General features: G+C 61.0%; 20 protein-coding genes. 8 read left to right on the top strand and 12 right to left on the bottom strand.

Features of this window, described 5'->3' with window-relative positions:
- Window positions 1-58: 58 nt before the first annotated feature.
- The 10 genes from ACFFT4_RS04465 to ACFFT4_RS04420 all read right to left on the bottom strand — a co-directional run bounded on the left by ACFFT4_RS04465 (window position 59) and on the right by ACFFT4_RS04420 (window position 9,567).
- The gene (locus ACFFT4_RS04465) at window positions 59-943 is read right to left on the bottom strand and encodes a fumarylacetoacetate hydrolase family protein (protein WP_378045396.1); all 885 of its coding nucleotides are present in this window, start codon (window positions 941-943) and stop codon (window positions 59-61) included.
- Window positions 944-947: 4 nt separating this feature from the next.
- Window positions 948-1,307 carry an L-rhamnose mutarotase gene (locus ACFFT4_RS04460; protein ID WP_378045394.1) on the bottom strand — a complete coding sequence of 120 codons (360 nt, stop codon included), beginning with the start codon at window positions 1,305-1,307 and terminating at the stop codon, window positions 948-950.
- 111 nt (window positions 1,308-1,418) lie between these two features.
- Complete coding sequence (locus tag ACFFT4_RS04455) at window positions 1,419-2,240, bottom strand: amidohydrolase family protein (protein WP_378045392.1); 822 nt, start codon at window positions 2,238-2,240, stop codon at window positions 1,419-1,421.
- Complete coding sequence (locus ACFFT4_RS04450) at window positions 2,230-3,417, bottom strand: mandelate racemase/muconate lactonizing enzyme family protein (RefSeq protein WP_378045390.1); 1,188 nt, start codon at window positions 3,415-3,417, stop codon at window positions 2,230-2,232. Before ACFFT4_RS04450 ends, ACFFT4_RS04455 begins: the two co-directional genes overlap by 11 nt.
- Window positions 3,418-3,436: 19 nt before the next feature.
- Complete coding sequence (locus tag ACFFT4_RS04445; RefSeq protein WP_378045388.1) at window positions 3,437-4,420, bottom strand: Gfo/Idh/MocA family protein; 984 nt, start codon at window positions 4,418-4,420, stop codon at window positions 3,437-3,439.
- A gap of 21 nt (window positions 4,421-4,441) precedes the next feature.
- On the bottom strand, window positions 4,442-5,359 hold the full coding sequence (locus ACFFT4_RS04440; protein WP_378045387.1) for a dihydrodipicolinate synthase family protein: 918 nt from the start codon (window positions 5,357-5,359) through the stop codon (window positions 4,442-4,444).
- Between the two features lie 15 nt (window positions 5,360-5,374).
- The gene (locus tag ACFFT4_RS04435; RefSeq protein WP_378045386.1) at window positions 5,375-6,388 is read right to left on the bottom strand and encodes a zinc-dependent alcohol dehydrogenase; all 1,014 of its coding nucleotides are present in this window, start codon (window positions 6,386-6,388) and stop codon (window positions 5,375-5,377) included.
- An 18-nt stretch (window positions 6,389-6,406) separates the two neighbouring features.
- Window positions 6,407-7,240: a carbohydrate ABC transporter permease gene (locus ACFFT4_RS04430; RefSeq protein ID WP_378045385.1), complete on the bottom strand. Its 834-nt coding sequence runs from the start codon at window positions 7,238-7,240 to the stop codon at window positions 6,407-6,409.
- A complete protein-coding gene (locus tag ACFFT4_RS04425) occupies window positions 7,237-8,106 on the bottom strand; it encodes a carbohydrate ABC transporter permease (protein ID WP_378045383.1) in 870 nt (289 codons plus the stop codon). The genes ACFFT4_RS04430 and ACFFT4_RS04425 overlap by 4 nt, the downstream gene beginning before the upstream one ends.
- A gap of 129 nt (window positions 8,107-8,235) precedes the next feature.
- Window positions 8,236-9,567 (bottom strand): ABC transporter substrate-binding protein, encoded by a 1,332-nt coding sequence (locus tag ACFFT4_RS04420; RefSeq protein ID WP_378045381.1) that lies wholly within the window; start codon window positions 9,565-9,567, stop codon window positions 8,236-8,238.
- 141 nt (window positions 9,568-9,708) lie between these two features.
- On the opposite strand from ACFFT4_RS04420, the gene ACFFT4_RS04415 reads away from it, so the two are divergent.
- From ACFFT4_RS04415 to rnr, 4 genes are all read left to right on the top strand, one after another.
- Window positions 9,709-11,472 (top strand): sensor histidine kinase, encoded by a 1,764-nt coding sequence (locus ACFFT4_RS04415; RefSeq protein WP_378045380.1) that lies wholly within the window; start codon window positions 9,709-9,711, stop codon window positions 11,470-11,472.
- Window positions 11,465-13,072 (top strand): response regulator, encoded by a 1,608-nt coding sequence (locus ACFFT4_RS04410; protein ID WP_378045378.1) that lies wholly within the window; start codon window positions 11,465-11,467, stop codon window positions 13,070-13,072. The genes ACFFT4_RS04415 and ACFFT4_RS04410 overlap by 8 nt, the downstream gene beginning before the upstream one ends.
- A gap of 318 nt (window positions 13,073-13,390) precedes the next feature.
- Window positions 13,391-13,627: a preprotein translocase subunit SecG gene (gene secG / locus ACFFT4_RS04405; protein ID WP_378045377.1), complete on the top strand. Its 237-nt coding sequence runs from the start codon at window positions 13,391-13,393 to the stop codon at window positions 13,625-13,627.
- A 134-nt stretch (window positions 13,628-13,761) separates the two neighbouring features.
- Window positions 13,762-16,599 (top strand): ribonuclease R, encoded by a 2,838-nt coding sequence (gene rnr, locus ACFFT4_RS04400; protein WP_378045538.1) that lies wholly within the window; start codon window positions 13,762-13,764, stop codon window positions 16,597-16,599.
- Window positions 16,600-16,658: 59 nt separating this feature from the next.
- On the opposite strand, the gene ACFFT4_RS04395 is transcribed toward rnr, so the two are convergent.
- Complete coding sequence (locus ACFFT4_RS04395) at window positions 16,659-17,750, bottom strand: M24 family metallopeptidase (protein WP_378045375.1); 1,092 nt, start codon at window positions 17,748-17,750, stop codon at window positions 16,659-16,661.
- 147 nt (window positions 17,751-17,897) lie between these two features.
- Between ACFFT4_RS04395 and ACFFT4_RS04390 the strand changes: the two genes are divergently transcribed.
- Both ACFFT4_RS04390 and pyrB read left to right on the top strand, forming a co-directional pair.
- Window positions 17,898-18,749, top strand: coding sequence for a patatin-like phospholipase family protein (locus ACFFT4_RS04390; RefSeq protein ID WP_378045373.1), 852 nt, complete (start codon window positions 17,898-17,900; stop codon window positions 18,747-18,749).
- Window positions 18,750-18,991: 242 nt separating this feature from the next.
- Window positions 18,992-19,927, top strand: a complete 936-nt coding sequence (gene pyrB, locus ACFFT4_RS04385) for an aspartate carbamoyltransferase (protein ID WP_378045371.1) — start codon at window positions 18,992-18,994, stop codon at window positions 19,925-19,927.
- A gap of 257 nt (window positions 19,928-20,184) precedes the next feature.
- Here pyrB and ACFFT4_RS04380 read toward each other — a convergent pair whose 3' ends face one another.
- The gene (locus ACFFT4_RS04380; RefSeq protein ID WP_378045370.1) at window positions 20,185-21,954 is read right to left on the bottom strand and encodes a 5'-nucleotidase C-terminal domain-containing protein; all 1,770 of its coding nucleotides are present in this window, start codon (window positions 21,952-21,954) and stop codon (window positions 20,185-20,187) included.
- A 342-nt stretch (window positions 21,955-22,296) separates the two neighbouring features.
- On the opposite strand from ACFFT4_RS04380, the gene ACFFT4_RS04375 reads away from it, so the two are divergent.
- Together ACFFT4_RS04375 and ACFFT4_RS04370 are read left to right on the top strand one after the other, a co-directional pair.
- Window positions 22,297-22,767, top strand: a complete 471-nt coding sequence (locus ACFFT4_RS04375) for a hypothetical protein (RefSeq protein ID WP_378045368.1) — start codon at window positions 22,297-22,299, stop codon at window positions 22,765-22,767.
- Window positions 22,764-23,759, top strand: a complete 996-nt coding sequence (locus ACFFT4_RS04370) for a CehA/McbA family metallohydrolase (RefSeq protein ID WP_378045366.1) — start codon at window positions 22,764-22,766, stop codon at window positions 23,757-23,759. The genes ACFFT4_RS04375 and ACFFT4_RS04370 overlap by 4 nt, the downstream gene beginning before the upstream one ends.
- Window positions 23,760-23,769: the final 10 nt, after the last annotated feature.

Raw genomic sequence — 23,769 nt, 5'->3', positions numbered from 1 at the left:
GGGTATTCGCTTCGCACTTCCTGGAGCGGTGAATACCCGGCTGTTTTGCCGACAAGGGTCAAATAAAGCGGTTCGTCAGCTTGCCGAGCTTGTCGATCTCTACGCTGACGACGTCTCCCGGCTTCAGGTAGACGCGGCTTTCCGGCGGCAGGCCGAAGACGACGCCCTCCGGTGTGCCGGTCAGGATCAGATCGCCCGGCTCCAGCGTCATGTGGCGGGAGACATAGCTGACAATCTCGGCGCACGAGAAGATCATGTCCTTCGTGTTCGAGTTTTGCCGCAGCTCGCCGTTCACCCGGGTGCGCAGGCCGAGGTTTTGCGGATCGCCGACCTCGTCGGCCGTCACCGTATACGGGCCGACCGGGCAGAAGCCGTCCGCCGTCTTGCCGAGCATCCACTGCGACGTGCGCATCTGCCAATCCCGCGCGGAGACGTCGTTCACGGCGCAATAGCCGTGAACGTAATCGAGCGCCGCCGCTTCATCGACGGAGGCGGCGGTACGGCCGATGACGATGCCGAGCTCGACCTCGTAGTCGACTTCCGCCGTTCCTTCCGGGATACGGATGTCCGCGCCTTCGCCCGTGATCGTATTGCCGTATTTGCTGAACAGCAGCGGTACGGGCGGATACGGCAGGTTCGATTCGTCGGCATGCTTGCGGTAATTGAGCCCGACGCAAATGATTTTGCCGGGATTCGGCACGCAGGGCGCCCAGTTCACTTCATCGGTTGCGAGCAGCTTGGGGAGGCCTTGGCGGCGAAGCTCCGAGAGATAGTCGGCAAGAGCCCGAAGCCCCTCGGCGCCGGAGCGCAGCAGAGCCATCGGTTCGGCGGGAACGCCGTCGGCCGAATGAGTGGCCAGCGCCGCTTCGATGTCCAGCACGCCTTCCTCCAATTGCACTCCGAGGCGATAGCCCCCGTTTTTGTTCATCGTTAACCATTTCATGGCTTTAATCTCCTTTCTCGCGACCGTCCATATGAAAAATTTCCTGCATATCGGCCCACAAAGAGGAGGACGAAGGGGAGAGCGGAAGCTGGCACGGATCGGTCAGCTCCAGCCAGCGGCGCATGAGCGGCTCTTGCGCCAGTCGGTCCATATCCCGCTCGTAATCCTCGCCTGCGTATTCCTTGTAGCTGAACAGCAGATGCTCGTAATGATAGATGGTGAAATTTCTCACGCCATACTGCCGGAACAGCTCCAGCAGCTCCGGCCACACGGCTTCGTGCAGCTTGCGATATTCCTCCCAGCGCTCTGCGCGGACGCGGACGACGCTGCCGAAACGGCGCGACTGTGCCGGTTCATGCGACATATAAAGGCTCCTTTCCTCCGGCAACGGATCTTCCGCCGCCTTCCGTTCGCCGAATCGACTGGATCGAACTGGCCGGAATCGACTGGCGGAGCGACAGACGGCGTTAGCCGACTATAAACGATAAAATGCTTTCGCCGTGCCTCCGAGCAGAGCGTCCAGCTCCTCCGAGGAGAGGTCGCCGGCGGCGCGGACGAGGCGGTCCAGCGCTTCGCCGTATGGGAGGCCGGGATTCGAGATCGGCCAATCGCTGCCGAGCATAAGCCGCCGGGCGCCGAACAGGCGGAGGGCGGTTCGAACGGCGGCTTCGGCCGGGCTGGCCGGATCGGCGACACTCAGGCCGGACAGCTTGCAGTAGACGTTGGGGTACGCGGCGGCGCGGGCCAGCTCCGCTTCCCAGGCGGCCATGTCCGGCGTGCCGACGGGCGGCCTGCCGAGATGGTCGACGACGATTTTCAGATCGGGCACGGCCCGGGCAATCGTCTCCACATGGCGCAGGTGCTTCGGGAATTCCGCTCCGGCATCGAAGGGGAAACCGGAAGCGGCCAGCACGCGCAGCCCTTCCACAACGTCAGGACGGACGAGCCAATCGGGATTGGGCTCGACCATGATCAAGTGCCGAACGCCTTTGAACTTCGGATGCCGCCCGAACGCCGCCAACTGGGAAGCGGCTCGTTCCGGCGAAGCGAGATCGACCCAGCCGACGACGCCGGCAATCCAGGGATACCGCTCCGCCAGCTCGAGCAAATATTCGGTCTCGTCCAAGCCGTCCTTCGCCTGCACGACGACGGTGCCGTCGATGCCGGCTTCCCGCAGCAGCGGCTGCAGCTCCGGCGGCTCGATCGTGCGGTACAGCTCTCCGAACGCTTCCGGGCTCAGGATCGGATAGTGCAGCCGCTCGGGGTTCCAGAAATGCTGGTGCGCGTCAAAACGCATGGTCGCACGCGAACGGGCCCTTGCTCAAAATTTCGCCCGGTATGAACTTGAATTTCTCGATCAGCTCGTCCGTCAGATTGACGCCGAGTCCCGGAATGCCCTTCGGATACGTGATAAAGCCGTTCTCGTATTTCAGCGGCTCGACGAGCAGCTCGTCGCGCAGCGGGTTGATCGTGCGGTCGTACTCCATGATGATCGCGTTGGGCGAGGAGACGATCAGGTGAAGGTTCGCCATCAGCGACACGCCGGACGTGAAAATATGCGGCGCCATGCGCATCTGGAACGCGTCCGCGATCGCGGCGATCTTCTTGCACTCCATAATGCCGCCGCTGCGGGTGGCGTCCGGCTGGACGATGTCGACGGCGTGCCGCGCGATCAGCTCCTTGAAGCCGTATTTCGTATATTCGTTCTCACCGGCGGCGATCGGAATATCGACCTCGGCCGCAAGGCGGGCGTATCCGTCGATATCGTCGTTGATGAGCGGCTCCTCCAGCCAGAATAGGTCGGCCGGCTCCAATCCCCGCGCCACGCGCAGCGCCGTGTTGAAGTCCCAGGTCGCGTCCACGTAGCTCATGCCGGCGTCGGCCATCAGGTCGATGTCCTTGCCGATGGCGTCGCGCACCTTGCGCACCTTCTCCACGTCGCCTCGCGGACTGCCACCGATCCTCATTTTCAGCGCCGTATAGCCTTCTTCCTTGTGCCGCAGCATTTCTTCGATCAGCTCGTTCTCCTCGTTGCTCATGCCCGCGCTCGCATAGACGCGGACGCGGTCGCGGCAGACGCCGCCGAGCAGGTCGTACACCGGCCGGTTCAGCGCTTTGCCGACGATGTCCCACAGGGCGATCTCCAGGCCGCTGATGATTTTGATCGCACCGCCTTTGCGGCCCCAGTGCAGGGAGCGGACGAACATTTTGCGCCACAGCTTCTCGATGTCGAACGGGTTTTCCCCGATCAGCATGGCCCGGAAATGCTCGTCGATAATCGAGGACACGGACTGCGGAATGCAGGAATCCTCGCTGACCTCGCCTACGCCGTGAATGCCTTTGTTCGTCCAGATGCGCACGAGGGTGGCGTTGCGCTGCAGCGTCGTCCAGCCCGGACATTGCCAGCGCTCTTCCTCGCTGTAGCGGTACGACAGGCGAATCGTCTCGATATTCGTAATGACCAGCTCGCTCATGAAAATTCACCGTCTCTCGTTAAATTGTCAGTGCTTCTACCGTTCCGTTCGTAAAAGAGCGCCGCACCGCGGCGGCAATCTCCATCGTGCGCAGCGCGTCGTTCATCGTCGACAGCGGCGCTTCCCCGCCCGGAATGCAGCGGCGGACGAAATGCTCGGTCTGCCGCTCGAACATCTCCAGATAAAGCGGATAGTCCCGCTGCGTCTCCGCCGATCCGTTCACCTGATCGCGGCGGGAGAAGTGCATGCCGCCGGTTTCTCCGAGCACCTTGAGCTTGAAGGTCCAGGGATCGCTCGTCTCGTCTTCTCCCGCCCAGGAGACGTACAGGTGGGCGAGCGCGCCGCTCTCGAATTCCGCATTCACCGTCACCTGCTCATCGCCGTCCGGGAACAGCCCGGGCCGGACCGTGCCGGCGAACGCCTGGATGCGGCGGGGCACGCCGAGGAGCGCGAGCATCAAATAGATTTGATGGCACAGCACTTCGATGGAGGGGCCGTGATAGAGGCGGGCCCGCTCGTCCGGCATCCGATAGATTTCGCTCATGAACATCGACAGCGGACGTCCGACGGCGCCTTCCCCGATCAGCCGCTGCATGCGGGCCAGCTCCGGCAAATACAAATAGCTGTGGCCGGGAACGCACTGTTTGCCCTGCCGTTCGGCCAAGGCGATCAACCGGCGGATGCCTTCGAGATCGCGGCTGACCGGCTTCTCGACGAGCGCGTGCTTGCCGTGGCGAAGCACGGCCTCGGCCAGCGCGATATGGCTCTCCATCGGGGTAAGCACGTAGATCGCATCGATATCGTCCGCCTGCAGGAGCTGCTCCGTCGTACGCGCTTCCGCGCCCCATGCGGCGGCTTTGTCCTTCGCCAAGTCGTCGCTAAGGTCGCTGACGGCGACCAGACGGGCGGCGGAGCAGGGGGCGATTGCCTTGGCGTGAAGATCCGCCACGCCCCCGCAGCCGATAAAGGCGATGCGCACGGGCGATTGGTCGTTTACGTTCATCCTCGTCACTTCCTTCCCGGGTTAAGGCATCAGCGGAGCGCCGAAACGCTCCTTCATATAGTCGCTGTAACGCCGAAGCATAGTCCGCATCGCTTCGTCCGGCACGGCGTTTGGCCGGCGGCAGACGTCGCTCTTGATGACGCCGCGGGCTTTCAGAATCGTCTTCTCGAACTGGACGAACAGCTCCGCCGCCTGCGTCGTATGGTTCAGCACCGGAAGCAGGTCGTTGAACAGGCGGAAGGCGGTCGCTTTATCGCCGCGGACGAAGGCGTCGTAGATGGCCAGATAAGGGGCGACCATCGCCGCTCCCGGCATCATTCCGGCCGCTCCGCGCTCCAGCGAGTCGTACATCTGGACGCAGCCGTTGCCGATAAATACGCCCATCCGGCCCTCGGTCTGCTCGACGATCGCGCTGAGCAGCGGTCCAGGGGGCACGGATTCGGCTTTGATATACAGCTCTCCGCCCCGCTGGCGCTCGATGTCCAGGAAGGCGGAGACGGGAATGGAAACTCCCGTCACATTGGGGGCATACTGGATGACGACCGGCAGCTTGACGCTGTCCGCGACGGCGTGAATATGCTCGATAATGGCGGCGCTGCCCGGCGGAATAAAGGACGGCGGGACGATCATTATCGCGTCGGCGCCGACTTCCTCCGCATGGCGGGCGTCCTTGACCGCCAGCTCCGTGGCGTTGCGCGTGATGTTGACGACGACGGGCACGCGTCCGGCGGCCTGATCGACGGTCGTCTCGATCATCAGCCGTCTCTCGGCGTCGTCGATCTTGTAGAACTCGCTGGCGACTCCGAGCAGGGCGACGCCATGCGCGCCTTCCGCGATGACCGTCTCGACAATCGAGCGGAGATCGGCGTAATCGACGCTTGCGCCGTCGTCCGTGAACGGGGCGGGCAGAATGGGAATGATTCCGCGCAATTTCGTCATGAGAAAGGTCCTCCTCTAGATGGATAGCAGAATTTTGGCGACGGGGCCGGGATCCGACAGGAGCAGCTCGAAGGAGGCTTTGCCCTCCGACAGCGGGCTGATCCGCAGCCAGTCGTCCAGTCCGACGCTTCCGTCGGCCAGCCACTGCAGCGCGGTCTCGAAGTCGCCGTCGTCATAGCAGAAGGCGCCTCTGAGCTTAAGCTCGTTGCGGATGACGACGTTGACCGGGAGGGAGCTGTCGGCCTCGTGCAGCCCGGAGAACACCACTCTGCCGCCCAGCCGGGCGTTGAGAGCACTCTGCATGCGAGTGGCGGCCGCGCCCACCGCATCGGCGACGACGTCGAAGCCGCTTGCGGGCATCGCCGCGCGCAGCTCCTCCTCGCCGGATACGGCGATCGCGCCCAGCTCGTGCGCGATCCGCCGGCGATGCGGATTCAACTCGGCCAGCACGATTCCGCTCAGGCCGAAGCGCTGCGCGGCCTGCAGCAGCAGCAGGCCGATCGGTCCGCCGCCGTAGATCAGCAGCCGGTCGGCGGGATCGAGCTCGGCCAGGCGTGCCGCGTGAACGGCGCAGGCGAGCGGCTCCGTTAAGGTGCCGGCTTCCATGGAGACGGATTCCGGCAGCAGATAGACGCTCGCCGCCGGCGCCGTCGTATATTCGGCGAACGCGCCGGGGCGGTGAACGCCGATGATTTTCCGGCTCTCGCACAGCTGGGGATGACCTTCCCGGCAGCTGCGGCAGACTCGGCAGGCGATCAACGGATTAACCGTCACCCGGTCTCCGGGCCTGAAGCCCTGCACGCCCCGCCCGAGCGCGGCGATCGTGCCGGCAAACTCGTGGCCCATGACGAGCGGAGGCTTGCGCAGCGAGTTGTGGCCGAGGTAGCCGCTCAGCTCGGAGCCGCAGATGCCGGCTTTGGCGACGCGGATCAGCACCTCGCCCTCGGCCGGCTCGGGGATCGGCGTTCCCCAGACGTTCATCTCTCTCGGACCCTCGTAGACGAGGGCGCTCATTGGCGTTTTACCCATAACGAATCATCCTTTCGGTTATCCTTTGACGGCTCCGTCGGCCAGGCCGGAGACGAAGTAGCGCTGCAGCAGCAGGAAGACGATCAGCACCGGCAGCGAGGCGAGCACGACAAGGGCGAAAATCTCGTCCCAGTTCGTGCTGTACTGGCCGACGGCCATGTAAATGCCGGTCGTGACGGTGTAGCCCTTGGTCGAGCCGAGCAGCACGAGCGGGTTCAGGAAGTCGTTCCAGACGAACAGGAACAGGAAGATGACGACGGAAGCGGTCGGCGGCTTCAGAATCGGGAAGATGATGCGCCAGAAAATCTGAAAGCCGTTCGCGCCCTCCATCATGGCCGACTCGTCGAGCTCCTTCGAAATGGTGCGAATAAAGCCGGTATAAATAAAGGCCGTAAACGGGATATACCATCCGGTGTTGTACAGAATCAGCCCGGTTTCGGAAAACATCAGGCCGAGCGCCCGCAGCAGCTTGATGATCGGAATGAGGATGACCTGGGGAGGAATCATCATTCCGCCGAGCAGCAGCAGGTACGCGAAGGTGAAGAAACGATGCTTCGTTCGGGCCAGCACGTAGGACATCATCGAGCCTAACGCGACGAGGCAGACGATGGAAGCGACGGTGATGAGCGCGGTCGTTCCGTACGCCTTGAAAATGTTGAACGTCGGCGTAAACGCCGCTTCGGCGAAGTTGCGCAGCGTCAGCTCCGCGAACGGGATGCCCATCGGATCGGATACGATCGCGTCCTTCGGCTTAAAGGCGTTGACGACGGCGATATAGAACGGGACAAGCAGCACGAGGCAGAGCAGCATCAGAAAGCCGTGCCGCAGCCGGTTGGCCATGCGTTCGCTCATAAGATCCGCTCCTCTCTCTTGCGCAAATATAAGGTCATGACGATGGAAATGAAGGCGACGAGCGCCATCAAAATAACGGCCAGCGAAGCGGCGTAGCTGAAGCGGTTCGTGTTGATGCCGAGCTTGACGATCGTGAAGGCGGCCGTCTCCGTCGCGCCTCCGGGCCCGCCGTTCGTCAGCACCGCGATGCGGTCGTATTCCCGCGCCAGCGTCGTGAAGATGAAGATCATGCACATCGTCATGCTGGGCGCCAGCATCGGGAAGGTGACGCTGCGAAACGTCTGCAGCCGTCCGGCTCCGTCGATCTTGGCCGCTTCGTACAGGTCGTTCGGAATGCCCTGCAGGCCGGCGAGATAGAGGACGATGACGCCCCCGACGTTCTGCCAGACAATCAGGATCGTAATCGTCAGGATGGCGTTGCCCGGAACGCCGAAGATTTCCAGCTTCTCCAGGCCGAGCTGCTCGAGAACGCCGTTCAGAATGCCGTTATAGTTCAGAATCGCCTTCCACAGGAAGCCGACGACGACGGCGCTCAGCAGCAGCGGGAAAAAGAACACCGAGCGGTACAGGTTGATCATGCGGCCGGGCTTGTTGAGCAGCACGGCGAACAGCAGGCCAAGCGCGTTGATCGCCAGCGTGCCCGCAATCGTAATGATCGCGGTCACGCGCATGGCACGTTGAAAATCGGTATCCGACAAGGCGGAGACAAAGTTGTCCAGGCCGACGAACCGGTAAACCGGACTCAGGCCGTCCCAGTTGTGCAGGCTGTAATAGACGCACATGCCGATCGGGATCATCATGAAGATCAGGTAGACGAGAAAGCCCGGGGCGAATAGAAATCCCCGCGTCCACGCGTCTTTTCTCATAGTCGGTTCACTCCCTTGCTTGGGCGTTCGGGCGGGAAAAAGCAAGGGTACAGGCGACGAGCGCGTGTACCCTTGGCTGTCGATTCGGGACTGCGGTCAGGCAATCGCGGATCGGTTGTCCGGCGCCTCTTACTTGTTCTTCTCCCAGTAGTCGTCGAGGCTCTTCATTTCCTTGGCGAGATCGCTGCCGTCGAGCAGCAGATTCTGGCCGACCTTGGCGAGCTGGTTGCCGAGCCCGTTCACCGGGAAATCTCCGGCGCGCTGCGTCTCGTAGCCGGACATCGTGCCGGCCTCCGCGAGCAGATCGGCGATTTCCTGCTGAAGCGGGGAAAACTCATAGTTATCCGGCTCCGCGAGACCGGAGAACATGCCGTCGCTGGCGGCGAAGGCTTTGTGGAAATCGGGATCGAGCACCAAATACTTGGCGAACTTCAGAGCGGCTTCCGGATGGGATGTCGTATTCGATACCGCGAAGCTCGTCCCGCGGGAGCCGGACATGTAAGTCTTCTCCCCGTCCACCGTCGGCGGAGCGAACACGCCGGCTTCGAAGCCCGGATTCGCCGCCGCGTAAGCGGCCGTGAACCAGGAGCCCATCGGATACATCGCGCCGTTGCCTTTGAGGAATTCCTGCTCGACCTGCTCGTAGCCGATGCTCAGGGCGCCTTTGTTGAAATAGCCTTTGGCGGCGAAATCCTTGTAGCGTCCGGCGACGGTCATCCAGTTTTCATCCTGGTAACTGACTTTGCCCGCGTTCTTGTCCGCATACCAGTTCGGATTTTTGCCGAAAATCTCCGGACCGGTCAGAATGGAGAACGTCAGCGTCGTCATCCAGTCGCCCGCGGTCAGGAACGGCGTGATGCCCGCCTGCTTCAGCTTCTCGGCGACGGCTTCAAGCTCGTCCCACGTGCGGGGAAGCTGGTCGATGCCGGCCTTGGCGAACAGGTCCTTGTTGTAGAAAATTTGCGTGTGCGGCTGCAGGTAGGCCTGGAGCGTGTAGAGCTTGCCGTCGAGCAGCAGCGACTCGTAATCGTTGATTTTCTTGATGTCGTCGTCGATCGGAATGTCCATCAGCGCTCCGGCTTTGGCGAAGTCCTGATAGGAGATGTTGCTCAGCACGTCGGGAAAATCCCCGGACGTCAGCAGTGTCTTGGCGTAGTTGTCATTAAGCCCTTCGAGCGAAGGCGCTTGAATCCGCTTGACCTTGACGTCCGGATTTTTCGTCTCGAAGTCGCCGATCCACTTGTCCCAGAATTCTTCCGTCAGGTTTGTCGTAATGAGCGACAGGAAGGAGATTTCAACCGGCTCGCCGGCCGGTTGGGACGAAGACGGCTCCGGAGAACCCGACGGGCTGCCGGAGGCGTTCGAGTCTTTGCCGTTGTTATTGCCGCAAGCGGCGGTAACCGCCAGAACCAACGCAAGCGACGAAGCGAAAGCCAGGCGCGGCCATTTTCTAGTTTTCATCTGATGTACCCCTTTCGAATCTGGTTGAGATTTGCTACAGTTCTAGTATATTTCGAGGCGAATGGCAGTCTCTACAGCAATAACTTGCGATTCGCTGGACGGATTAAACGACTTTGCGCCCGTGCGGCGGGGAGGGGCGTCATGTTAGCCAAATTGTACCGGGATTTCGTCGGACGATTCGTATTCCGCAAGCTGACGCTCGGCATCGGCGCGGCGCTGCTGCTCGTGTTCGTGCTGATCGGGCTGCTGACCTATTATCGCTTCTACGGCCTGCTCGAGGAGCGGGAGAACGATCTGCTGAAGGTTCGGACGGAGCTGCTGCGGGAGGAGCTGTCCGAGCTGATCACGCAGTTCAAGCGGGAGACGATCGCCGTCTACCCGCTGAGCGGCGATACGCCCGGCTATTATTCCCGCTTTTTGCCGGAGGGCGCGGCGCATTCGGAAGCGGAGGCGATCGAGGAGCGCAAATATTTTACCGGCATGCAGTCGTACATGCTGGAGCGAAACCCGAACGTGATGTCGGTGCTAATGTACCGCGGAGTAGACGGGGCGCTGTTCCATAAAAGCCGTTATCCTTCGGCAGCGCTGGACCGCGAATTCGATCTGCCGGGCTTGTTCGCGTCGCTGCCCCGCACGTTCGAATATCCGTTTGTCGGCCGCGCCGACGGTTTATACGGCAATATCGAACGTCCGCTGCTGTACCTGATTAACCCGCTGTTCGATTTTTCGGATATTCGCACCGACAATGTGACGGGATATTTTATGACGGTCATCGATTCTCGCACGCTGTTCGGCAAGTTCGTGCCCGAGGAGGAACGCGACGCGCGGGTCGTCATCCGCCAGGCGGGGCGGACGCTTCTGGACAGCCGGGAAAGCGAGGCGCTGCGCGAGGAAGGGATGCTGCGGGCTTCGGCGGACATTCCCAAATACGGGATCAGCGTCGTCGGCATGGTAAGCAAGGCGAGCATTCAGGGCAGGCTGTCCGAGATTACGCTGCTGATCGTCGGAGGCTTGTTCGCGATCTGGATCGTCTGCATGCTGCTGATCCACTATATTCTGGGCTTCGTAACGAAGCGGCTCCGGGGCATGACCCAGCATTTCAAGCGGGTGCAGGCGAACCCGTTCGCCGAGCCGATGGAGAAATCGGGCAACGACGAGATCGGGGACCTAATCGAAAGGTTTAACCGGATGACCCGCGAGCTGCAGGATTATATCAACCGGGTATACGTGGCGGACGTGCAGAAGAGCAACGCGGAATACTTGGCGCTCAAGATGCAGATCAATCCCCATTTTCTATACAACACGCTGGAATCGCTGAGGATGCAGGCGGTCGTCGGCAAGCAGCCGGAGATGGCGAACAAGCTGTTTTATCTCGGAAGGCTGTACCGCTGGCTGCTTAAAACCGAGAGCGAGGAAATTCCGGTCGAGGAGGAGCTCCGGTATACGCAGTATTATCTCGACCTGCTGCTGATGGGGAAGACGAAGCAGGTCGAGCTGGAGGCGGAGAACGACGAGGATCTGCGGGACTTCCTGATGCCGAAGTTCAGCCTGCAGCCGATCGTCGAGAACGCGATTTTGCACGGAGAGCTGGAGAAGGCCGCCGACCCGGTCATTCGGTTGAGAATCGGGCGAGAGCGGGAGACGGGAGCGCGCCTGATCGAAATCTGGAACAACGGCAAGGGGGCGACGCTGGCGGAGCAGGCCAAGCTGAACGATTGGCTGAACGCCAAGCACGTCATTCCGACGGAGCACCTCGGCCTGAAAAACATTCACGAGAGAATCCGGTCCTATTACGGAGATCCGTACGGTCTTGTCGTCAACGCGCTGCCCCCGGACAAAGGGTTCGCCTTGACGATGAAGCTGCCGGCCGATTCGACCTCGAGAGGAGCGCATGAGCATGCCTAAGCTGCTAATCGTCGACGACGACGAATATATCCGCAACGGGTTAAAGCATCTGATCGACTGGGAAAACCTCGGCATCGAAATCGTAGGCGAGGCCGAGGGCGGAAACCGCGCCTACGAAATGTTCCTGAGCAAGGCGCCGCAGCTCGTGCTGACCGACATTCGCATGCCCGACGGCGACGGACTCGAGCTGATGGAGAAAATTCGCGCGAAAAACTGGAACACGCACCTGATCGTACTGAGCGGGTACGACGATTTCTCCTATGTCCGCCAGGCGATGAAGTACCAGGTCGAGGATTATCTGCTTAAGCCGGTCGATCCCGGGGAGCTGGAGGAGATCGCCAAGTCGTGCGTGGCCCAGATCGAAAGCCGGTGGATGGACGAACGGATTCGCCGGGAGACGTTCCAGCTGCTGCGCAACAACGTGTTGAACCGTTGGGTGGAAAATCGCATCGAGGACGAGCAGCTTCGGGAGAAGCTCGATTTTCTGAAAATCCGCGTCGAGCGTACGCGTCTCGTGCAGGCGGCGGTGATCGGCTGGAAGGATGCGAGAGAGGGAGAGCTGTCCGAGGCGGAGCGCCGCTTCCGGCCGTTCGCGATCTACAACGCGATGGACGAGCTGCTCTCGGAGGCCGGGAAGGGCACGGCCTTTCTCAATTCGGAGCAGCAAGTCGTCTGCTTGATGCTCGGCGAGGGCAAGGATGCCGCGGCTTTCGCAGAGGCGAATCTCGCCTGGCTGCGGGAAGCCTCGGAGAAGTGCGCGGCGCTGCTGAAGACGCCGTGGTACTGTGCGCTGGGCAAGCCGGCGGATCGCTTGCATCTCGCCCATGCCTCCTACACGGACGCGATGCGGCTGCTGGACGGCATGGACCAGACGGGGCCTGCGCAGTGCGCCGACCGCCGTTCGCTGGCCGCCGCTTCCCCGGGAGCGGGACGGGAGGCCGGGGATTACGGCAAGCTCGTCCCCGCCTTGGCGGCCGGCCGCCGCGAGGAGTGGGAGCCCGCGGTGGAGCGGGATTTTGCCGCCGCGCCGGAGCAGGCCGATCCGCTGGCCGCGGCCAAATACGCCGCTTCGGAGTGGATCGCGACCGCGAAGGAGGCGCTGCGTCTGCTTCGGGCGGAAGAAGCGCGGCAGCGGCTGCCGGAGGAGCTGTTCGCCCGGCCGTTCGCGTCGGCGTCGGTGCCAGCGATTCGCCAGGACGTGCTTCGTCTGCTGGAGGCAGTCGACGCGATCGTCCGGGAGCTGAGCTCGCACGAGAAAAACCGGCTGACGCTGGAGACGGAGCATTACCTGCGCGAGCATTACCGCGAGGAGCTGACGCTGCAGATGGTGGCCGGCGAGCTGCACGTGAGCCCGATCTATCTGGGGCGTCTCTTCAAGGCGGAGACGGGGGAGTTTTTCAGCGATTATTTGAACCGGCTGCGGCTGGAGGAAGCGATGCGGCAGCTCGCCCAAACCTCGCTCAAGGCTTCGGAGATCGCATCGCTGTGCGGGTTCTCGGATTCGAATTATTTTTTCCGCAAGTTTAAGCAGAAGATCGGAATGTCCCCGACGGAATACCGGGCCGCGGCGGTGGGCGCGCAGGGGCGGGCGCGGGAATGAGCGGGGATAGCCGGAATGGATGGCGGGGAGAGCGCCGGAGCGACTGGGGTTAGCCTGATTGGATGGCAGGAGAGGGCGCCGGAGCGACTGGGGATAGCCCGATTGGATGGCAGGGAGGGCGCCGGAGCGGTTGGGAATGCTTAACTGGATGCGCAAAGGCGAGCGGGGAGTGACGGGAGGAAAACGGGGGCGGAAAGCTCCGGATCGAGCTGAGGATTGGACGCTGCTGGGCGGGAGTTTTTGACAGGTTGTCAACCGGGCGCAGGTTGTGATAAAATAAAAATACTGTTTTTGTGACGGGTTTAGGGGGTGTAAGTGATGGACGTCGTACTTAAAATTATTTTGGTCGTTTTCTCGATCGGATTGATTGCGGTCGTTCTGCTGCAACGCGGGAAGAGCGCGGGCTTGTCGGGGGCGATCTCCGGGGGCGCTGAGCACTTGTTCGGAAAGCAGAAGGCTCGCGGTATCGACCTGTTCCTGCAGCGTCTGACGATCGGGCTGGCGGTTGGATTCTTCATCCTTTCTTTGGTGGTTGCTTATTTCGTGAAGAACTAGGGACCGGACAAGTCGGGCAGGAGGCGAGAGCTTCCTGCCTTTTTTGGCGTAGATGGCGCACAGGCGGGTGTTCGTCCGATTGCCGGGGCCGGAATGTGTGTATACTATAATTGGACGAGGTGATACGGATGCCGCTGTGCACGGAGCAGGAGCTGCTCGATTTTATGCGGGAGACCGCTTATAAACCATTGACGTATAAAGAGTTGGAGAAGCATTTCGGCATCGAGGACGCGGCGGAATTCAAAGAATTCCTGCGCCTGCTGACCGGGCTGGAGCAAGAGGGCAAAGTGCTGCAGACGCGCTCGAACCGTTACGGCGTGCCGGAACGGATGAATTTGCTGCGGGGACGAATCCAGACGCATTCCAAGGGCTTTGCTTTTCTGATCCCGGAGGATAAGGAGCATCCCGACCTGTACATACATGCCAACGACATGAAGGGTACGATGAACGGGGATATCGTGCTGGCGCGGGTGTCCGCGAAAAACGAGAACGGCAAGCTGGAGGGCGAGATCGTCCGCATCGTCAAGCGGGCGGTGACGCAGGTCGTCGGCCAGTTCCACAATCACGACAGCTTCGGCTTCGTGGAGCCGGACGACAAGCGGATTACGAAGGATATTTTCATCCGGGCGGAAAATTTCAAGGGGGCGGTGACGGGGCAGAAAGTTGTCGCGAACATCATAACCTATCCGGAAGGGCGTACGGCGGCCGAGGGTGAAATTATCGAGATTCTCGGTCATAAGGACGACCCGGGCGTCGATATTCTGAGCATTATTCGCAAGCACGGGCTGCCGGAAAGCTTCCCGGACGATGTGCTGGCCGAGGCGGAAGCCGCTCCGGACACGATCACGGAAGAGGAGATCGCGCAGCAGGGCCGTCGCGATCTGCGGAACAAGGTCATCGTGACGATCGACGGCGAGGACGCGAAGGATCTGGACGACGCGGTGAACGTGGAGCGGCTGCCGAGCGGCAATCTGCTGCTGGGCGTGCATATTGCCGACGTCAGCTATTACGTGCGCGAGAAGTCGAAGCTGGACGAGGAAGCCTACAATCGGGGCTGCAGCGTCTATCTGGTCGACCGCGTTATTCCGATGCTGCCGCACCGGCTGTCGAACGGCATCTGCTCGCTTAATCCGCAGGTGGACCGGCTGACGATGTCGTGCGAGATGGAGTTCGAGCCGGACACGATGAAGCGGGTGCGCTACGACCTGTTCACGAGCGTGATTCGCACGACCGAGAGAATGACGTATACGAACGTGCGCAAAATTGTGAACGAAGAGGATCCGGAAGTGGCCGAGCGCTATGCCGGGCTGGTTGATACGTTTAAGCTGATGAAGGAAATGGCGCTCGGGCTGCGGTCGATGCGGATGCGTCGGGGCGCGATCGATTTTGATTTTCAGGAATCGAAGGTGATCGTGGACGAGCAGGGCAAGCCGGTCGATATCATCAAGCGCGAGCGTTCGATCGCCGAGCAGATTATCGAGGAGTTCATGCTGGCGGCCAACGAGACGGTGGCGGAGCATTTTCACTGGTTGAAGGTGCCGTTCGTGTATCGGATTCACGAGGAGCCGACCAACGAGAAGCTGCTGACGTTCATGCAGTTCGCGAGCAACTTCGGCTACGCGGTTCGGGGCAAGGGCAATACGGTTCATCCCCGGGCGCTGCAGACGCTGCTGGAGGAAATTCGCGGCACGAAGGAAGAGACGGTGCTCAGCACGATGCTGCTGAGGTCGATGAAGCAGGCGAAGTACGAGGCGGAGAGCTTGGGCCACTTCGGACTGGCCGCGGATTACTACACGCACTTCACGTCGCCGATTCGCCGGTACCCCGACCTGATCGTCCATCGCGTCATGCGCGAGGTGCTGGAGAACGAGGGGGCCCTGCCGGAATCGCGGTTCGAAGCGCTCAACGCCCGGATGGCGGACATCGCTTCGCAATCGTCCGAGCGGGAGCGCGTGGCGGTCGACGCGGAGCGGGACACGGAGAAGCTCAAGAAGGCCGAGTATATGCTCGACAAGATCGGAGAGGAATTCACCGGGATTATCAGCGGCGTGACAAGCTTCGGCATGTTTGTCGAATTGGAAAACACGGTCGAAGGACTTATTCGTCTCAGCGATATGACGGACGACTATTATCATTTCCACGAGCTGCATATGGCGCTCATCGGCGAGCGGTCGTCGAAAATCTACCGGATCGGCGACGAGGTGGAGATTCGCGTGGCGCGGGTGAACATGGGCGATCATACGATCGATTTCGAGCCGCTTAACATGCGGCCGCGCAGCGCGGAGCGCGTCAGCTTCGTCGACGCGCGCGGCGGACCGGGAGCCGGGCGCAACGCCGCCCGCAAGCGCAAGAAGCTGAACGCGGCGGGACGTTGGGTCGGCGTCGGCGGAGGCGGCGGTTCGGGTTCCGGCGAGCGGAGCGGCCGCGGCAAGGGCGGCAGCCGCGGAGGCAAGGAGGCGGGGCGCGAAGATCGCAGAGGAGGTCCGGGTGCCGGGAGCGAGGAGCGTAAAGGCGGCGCGGGCCGCGGCACTTCGGTGCCGGCCGAGCTGGACGGCGGCTTCTACAGCAGCGTTGTCGCCGGCAGCGGGAAGCGCAAGAAGAAGCCGCGGGCCGAGGCGGAGGCCGTTAGCGTTCCGTCTGCGGCTGCGGCGCCCGTCGCTCGGGTGACTGCGGAGGATGGCGTCGTTCGGGAGAGCGCCGCAGGCAAAGCCTCCGGCGGGAAGCGGCGCGGGCCCGGAGTCGATATGTGGGGGCTGCCCCGTTCGGGCAACTACAAGACGATCGACGACGAGGCCGACGGCGGCAAGTCCTACGGCAAGCGCAAAGGCCGCGGAGACGGCGGCGCTCGAGGCACGGGCAAGCCGTCCAAACCTTCCAGGCCGTCCAAGCCGCTCGTCAAACCGGACGCCTCGGTCACGCCGCAGGCTGCCGGGGACGAGAAGCCGCGAAAGCGCAAGAAAAAGAAGGAATAACAAAGAACCTTCCGGAAAGGGTGCTAGGGGGCCCTGCCGGAAGGTTTTTCTGCTTTCTGTCAGGCCCCGATCGTCGTGAGCGTCTTGGGGAAGGTTGTCAGCACTTCGACGCCGCCGGCGGTGACGAGCACGTCGTCCTCGATGCGCACGCCTCCAAGGCCGGGGACGTAGATGCCCGGTTCGACGGTGAACGTCATGCCTTCGACGGCAGCATCCTCGTTGTTCCCGTGAACCGAAGGGTATTCGTGAACGTCCATGCCGAGGCCGTGCCCGAGGCGATGGTTAAAGTAAGGGCCGTATCCGGCCGCGGCGATCGATTCCCGGGCGATGCGGTCGAGGCTCCCGAACGGGACGCCGGGGCGGATCGCCTCGATCGCCCGCAGATTGCTTTGCAGGACCGCGTCGTAAATACGCGCCAGCTCTTTCGATACTTCGCCGACCGCAAACGTGCGGGTGATATCCGATGCGTACCCTTCCGCATAGACGCCAAGGTCGAACAGGATCAGCTCGCCTGCGGAAACCGCGCGTCTGTCGGGAGTGCCGTGCGGCAGCGCCGTCTTCGGTCCCGTCAGCACCATCGTGTCGAAGGACGGGCCTTGCGCCCCAAGCTTTTTCATCCGATACTCCAATTCCGCAACCAGCTCGAGCTCCGTTACGCCGGGCTTGACGAGCGCGACGCCGGCCCGCAGCGCTTCCTCGACCAGGCGGACGGCGCGTTTCATGCGCCCGATCTCCTCCGGCGTCTTTACGGCTCTCATCTCTCGCAGCGCCAAGCCGACGTCGACGTATCGCTCCGCTTCCGCCGCGGCCTGGATCGCTTCGTACCGATTGACGTTGAGGTTATCCTTTTCCACGCCCAGTGTCGTTAATCGGTCTGGAAGCAGTCGCCCGAGGATCTCGTACGCGTTGTCCGTATCCTGGTGCGTATGAATATTGGCGACGGAGCCGGCCGTCTGGGCGGCCTCGTAATCGAGCGCCGGCACGAGCAGGCGGGCCTGCTCTCCTCTGGGCAGAATAAGCGCCAGGAGTCTCTCGTGAGGCTCGGTGGCGAAGCCCGTCAAATAATAGACGTGTTTCGGGGAAGTGATCAGCATGGCGTCCAGGCTCTGCCGATCCATGTAGGCTTGAAGCTGCCGAATTCTCTCCGTCATCTGCCATCGACCGCCTTTCTGTTTTCATTGTAGCGGATTGGGCAGGAGGGTTCCACTCCGGGGAAGCGCCGGATCGCCGCGCATTTGCATGCCTGCAGGTTCGGTGCTAGTCTGGTAGAATACGGGAAAAACGGGGAGGGCCGTCATATGGAGAAGATCGGACTGGTGCTGGAGGGCGGCGGCATGCGTACGGCGTATACCGCGGGAGTGCTGGAATTTTTCGCGGAGCGCGATCTATACTTTCCCTATACGATCGGCGTATCGGCGGGGGCTTGCTTGGCAATAAGCTATTTGTCCAGGCAGCGGGGACGCAACAAAGTCGTGAACATCGACTGGGTGTCCGATCCGCGGTACTTGTCCGTTAGAAACTGGATTAGGGACAGGCAGTTGTTCGGCATGGATTTTATTTTCGACGAGATTCCCAATACGCTGGTTCCGTTCGACTTTGACGCGTTCGCGGCGAGCGAGGAAGAGCTTGTCGTGGCCACGACGGACTGCCGGACGGGAGAGGCCGTCTATCACTATAAAAGCGCCCCCGGCTTCGATGTGCTGAGGGCGCTGCGAGCTTCCAGCTCGCTGCCGTTCATCGCTCCCGTCGTCGATTACGGCGGCGTGCCGATGCTCGACGGAGGAATCGCCGACCCGATTCCGCTGCGCCAGGCGGAGCGGGACGGCTGTGCGCGCAATCTTCTCGTACTGACGAGAAACGAAGGATATCGCAAGTCCCCGAACCGCTTCTCCTGGCTACTCCGGGCCGCTTACGGCAAATATCCCGAATTCGTGGCGACGATGCTGCGCCGGCACGAGGTTTACAACGAGGCCGTCGCTTATGCGCAGAAGCGGGCGAGCGAGGGCGCGGCGTTCGTCATTCGGCCGAGTCTTCCTCTGGAGGTCGGGCGGATGGAGCGGAATCCGGCCAAGCTGCAGATTCTGTACGATCGGGGGTACGAGGACGCGAGAGCGCTTCTGCCTTCTCTGCGGGAATGGCTGGCGAGATAGGAGATGCAGCCGCAGGCAGGGGCATGGCTATGACCCGTGTCATACTCTATACCGATACCCATGCCGTCCCCCTTACCGGGACCTGAACCCGAAAGCGCACCGTGCCGGGCGTCCCGAACACTATAAATTTGTACGTTGCGTGAAAGAGGAAGAACGGGGCAGATTCCCGATTTACAATCGGCTCCGTATCTTATAGGATAATATTTGGTGTGCATGGACAGGTTCGGGGAGGAAAACGATAGATGAAACAGTTGTATCATGTGCTTGGAGCGAAGCAATTCGAAAGAAACGAGCTTGAGCGGTTGTTCGATTCGGCGCTGGACATGGAGAAGGTCGTCGCCCGCGGCGGGGATCGGCGTCACGAGGGACGGATTATGACGACGCTGTTCTTCGAAGCCAGCACAAGAACGCGGTTGTCGTTCGAAGCGGCGATGCATCGGCTCGGCGGAGGCGTCATCGGGACGGAGAACGCGGCTCAATTCTCGTCCGCGATCAAGGGCGAGACGCTGGAGGATACGATTCGCATCGTCAGCGGCTACAGCGACGTCATCGTCATGCGGCATACGGAGATCGGCGCGGCCAAGCGGGCGGCGAAGGTCGCTTCGATTCCGGTCATCAACGCCGGAGACGGCGCGGGAGAGCATCCGACGCAAGCGCTGCTCGACGCCTACACGATTCGCAAGGAATTCGGCAAAATCGATGGCCTTAAGATCGCGATGGTCGGAGACCTCGCCTATGGACGAACGGTACACTCGCTCAGCTACATGTTGGCGAATTATCAGGATGTCATGGTGTATTATATCTCGCCGGACAATGTGCGGATTCCGGACAATGTGAAGAGGTATATGGACGAGAAGGGCATTCGCTACGCCGAGACGAACGACTTGAACTCGGTTGCCGGATCGATCGACGTCCTCTATCAGACGCGGATCCAGAAGGAGCGGTTCCCGTCGGTCGAGGAGTACGAGAAGGCTTCCGGCCAGTTTATCGTCGACGCCGAGCTGATGTCGCGGATGAGCAAGCAGGCGATCGTGCTGCATCCGCTGCCGCGCGCCGGAGAGATTACCGAGGAAGTCGACGACGATCCTCGCGCCGCGTACTTCCGCCAAGCCGTCAACGGCTTGTACATTCGGATGGCCCTGGTGGATAAGTGTATCGTGGAATCGCAAGGAAAATAAGGCCGGAAACGGAAAAGGGGCTATCCCCTAAGCAGAGCTGCTTAAGATGATCGATAGACAAAGAAGGGGGATGTGTCTCCTGTAGACTGCCTCATACGCTCCTGAAATCACCCTATCTCGGGTTAATTATTCCCATTTCAGGAGCGTATAGCAGCGGAAGGAGACACATACCCCTTGCACCTTGTTCATCGATTATCTTTTAAAGCAGCTTGGATTGCTTAGGGGATAGCCCCTTTTGAAACAGTCCGCAATTTTCGTCAAGGAAGAACGATGCGCTGGCCCGGGAAGATCAGGTTCGGGTTGGCGAGCTTGTTCAGCTTGTGCAGCGTCTGCCAGGTCGTGCCGTAGCGCTTGGCGATTTTCGTCAGATTGTCTCCGGCTGCGACGACGTAGATTTCCGGCGAATCGCTTGGCTGAGGCTTCGGCTGCGGTTGCTGCGGTTGAGGCTGCGGCACCGGCGTCGGCTCAGGCGATTTCTCGGGAGCCGGCTGGGGCTGCGGAGCGGGAGACGGGCTCGCCGCGGTGATGCGCCCTTCCTTCTGCGGATTCAGCTGTCCCAACGAACGGATATGCTTGATGACCGCTTCTTCCAGCGAAGCAAAGTCGTTTTCAATCGGATAATCTTTGAACATCGTATAGTTGTCGCCGCCTGCGGCCATGAAGTCGTTGGTAGCCAGCAGATAGGTGGCGTTGGCGTCCAGCGGCTTGCCGCCCACGACTGCGGATTGAACGCGCTGCCCTTGCGGCTTGCTCTCGTCGAAGGTGAATTTCATGCCGGCGATTTGGGGAAATCCGCCAAGCGAATCCGGATACGCACCTACGCCGAGCTCCAGCGCCGCGAGCAGATCGGAGCCTTTAACCCGTTTGGTCTGAATATAGTTGCCGAACGGAAGGACGGTGATCACCTGGCCGACCGTGATGTCGCCGGCCGGAATCGATGCCCGGACGCCGCCTCCGTTCGTAAGCGCGACGTCCGCGCCGCTCTCCGCCAGCATGGCGTCGGCAATCAGGTTGCCGAGATTCGTCTCGGAAGTCCGCACGAATTCTCTTTCCCCTTGAAGATCGACCTTTGTCGAGCCGACAACCTCGGACAAGACGGGGAGTTGGTCTTCTTTTACCTTATTAATAATCTCCGTAATGGCTTCATCGGCCTCGACATCGTCGGCAGCCGGTCTGGCGATCAGCCGTGCTTGACGGTCGACGACCTTCTTGGAATCGTCGAGCGTCAGCTCCACGACACCCAAATTGTTGCCGTATTCCCCGGTTTGCGCGATCAGCGTGTCCCCCGCCTTCAAGCCCTGCTCCAGTACCGTGTGGCTGTGTCCGTCCACGATCAGGTCGATCCCGGCAACCTGCTCGGCAACCAGGCGGCTCGTCTCCTTGCTCGATTCATCCAAACCGAGGTGGGTCAGCGCAATGATAACGTCCGCTTTATCACGGAGCTCCTCAACCATTTTTTTGCCTTCTTCGACCGGATCGGCGAACGTTAAGCCTTTGACGTTGTTGGGATGGGTTTTGAACAGCGTCTCGGGCGTAGCCAGGCCGAAGATCGCTACCTTGACGTCTCCTACCGTTTTAATCGTATAGGGCTCGAGCAGTCTCGTTCCGTCCGCTTGATAGACGTTGGCGGCAAGGACGGGAAAGCTGGCTTGATCCGCGAGCTCGGTCAGCCTTTCGTACCCGTAGTTGTAATCGTGGTTGCCGGTCGTCATCGCATCGATCCCGAGAATATCGAGAATCTGGACGATGCTTTCTCCCTTGACCAGGTTGGCGACCGTCTGTCCGTGGAACGTATCTCCGGCGTCAAGAACGAGCGTATTCGGATTGGCTTCTTTTAACTGTTTGATCAAGGCAGCTATTTTGGCATAGCCGATGCTGGTGTCGCTCTCCTCGACGCGCGAATGGACGTCGTTAAAGTGGACGATCTGCAGCTTCACAGACGCCGCCTGCACGCTGGACACCCCGACCGGGATCAGAAGGAAGAGGGCCGTAAGTCCGGCGATCAGTCTTTTCTTGAATCTGTTCATTCCATAGCCTCCCAATAGAGTAATAGATTTAGTTTTATTTTAACGTATATTTGTTTGCGGAAATCGTAGAAAGGATGTTCCGGAGGTAAAGCGGCTTATCGGATTTGGCGGGAGTAGGAGCAGGGCAAACGGAGGAGCGCGCTGCAAAAGACGGGTTATGAATTCGCGCATGCGCATATGTTTATTGAATTGCCAAACGGATTTTTTTAATAAACCTTTAATACAGCGAAGATAATTTGCGAATATTCCCGCGGTACATTTAGTTTGTGGGATCGCTCTCACTTACGAAATATCCGGCATGTGGGATCGCTCTCACAGGCTTGTGAAGGAGGCGCTTAGCCCATGCTGCTTAACATTGAAAATGAAGTGACGCCCGCGGATACCCGTTCCCATCTCCGTTACGATTTCAAGCTTGACCGTCCGTGCCCCGGTCTCCGGGTCAGCTTCGAATACGCGCCCAAAATACTGGAGGAGAGGGAACTGGCAGCGGAACTGATCAAGCGGAGCATCGAACGTTATGTCGAGCCGGAACGGCAGAAGCGGATGCTGGAGCGGGCGGAGCAGTATTATCCTCTCCGCAATTTGATCACGGTGTCGATAGACGACAGCCGCGGATACAGAGGGGCGTGCCATCGTCAGGATCCGGGTCAGGAGCTGCATCTTTCCGAGCGGGAAGCGTCTCCCGGATTAATGAAAGGGACAATTCCCGAAGGGACATGGACCGTCACGTTAAGTCTCCATTCCATCGTTACGGAACGGTGTGTCTATCGATTAAAGGTGTGGGCCGCCGAGGCGGAGGAGGAATTCCGATGAGGTGGATCGCCTGCGAGCTTCATACGCATACGTTTCACAGCGACGGCAGGCAGTCCTTGCTTGAATTGGCCAGCGGCGCGTCCGAACTGGGGTTCGAGTGCATTGCGCTTACCGATCATAATACGATGTCCGGTCTCGCCGAGCGGGAAGCGGCGGAACGGGAGACGGGAATGACCGTCATTCCCGGGATGGAGTGGACAACGTTTTATGGACATATGGTTACCGTCGGGCTGCGACAGTTCGTGGATTGGCGGCAAGCGGACATTCGCGGCGTCGGGGCGGGCGCGGCCGAAGTGCGAAGGCATGGCGGGGTGGCCGGGATGGCCCATCCGTTCCGGCTGGGCAGCCCGATCTGCACCGGGTGTCACTGGGAGTTTGAGGTTGAAAATTGGCAGGACCTCGATTATATCGAGGTGTGGTCCGGCATGTTCGCCCCGATTAAAGTCGACAACCGGCGGGCGTTTGCTTTCTGGACGGATCGGCTGAACGAGGGCGTGCGGATCGCGGCGACTTCCGGACGGGATTGGCACGAGCAGAGCGCGACGGACGAGCCGATATCCGTCACGTATCTCGGCCTGGAGGACGAGACGGCTCCCGTCGCCGAGGAGGCGGTCCGATCGCTCAGGCAGGGTCGGGCAGCCGTTACGCTCGGGCCGCTGGTGACGCTGGAAGCGGAGAGCGGCGGTCTCGTTTACGGAATCGGTGCCGCGATACCGGCCGCCCGGAGCGGGCAGCTTCGGATACGCGCCGCGGTCGATTCCACGGTAAGAGCGGGGAAGTGGGAGCTATCCGCTCCGAAGTTCAAGCTGATCTTGACGGGCAGCGCGGGCACGGTGGCGGAGCAAATGCTGCAGGGGCCGAGCGGCTCCGTCGAGGCCTGGTCGTTCACGGTTCCGGATCGCGGTTTGAGCTGGATTCGGGCCGAGCTGTGGGGCGAAGTCCGGGGCGTGCGAACGATGATCGCTTTTACGAATGCCATCTATTTCGATTAAGGAGCCGTGC

It is taken from the genome of Cohnella cellulosilytica (assembly GCF_042431195.1).
In the GTDB taxonomy this organism is placed as follows: Bacteria; Bacillota; Bacilli; order Paenibacillales; family Paenibacillaceae; genus Cohnella; species Cohnella cellulosilytica.
Note: the sequence above shows the minus strand (reverse complement) of the source record. Positions and strands in the feature narration are given on the sequence as shown.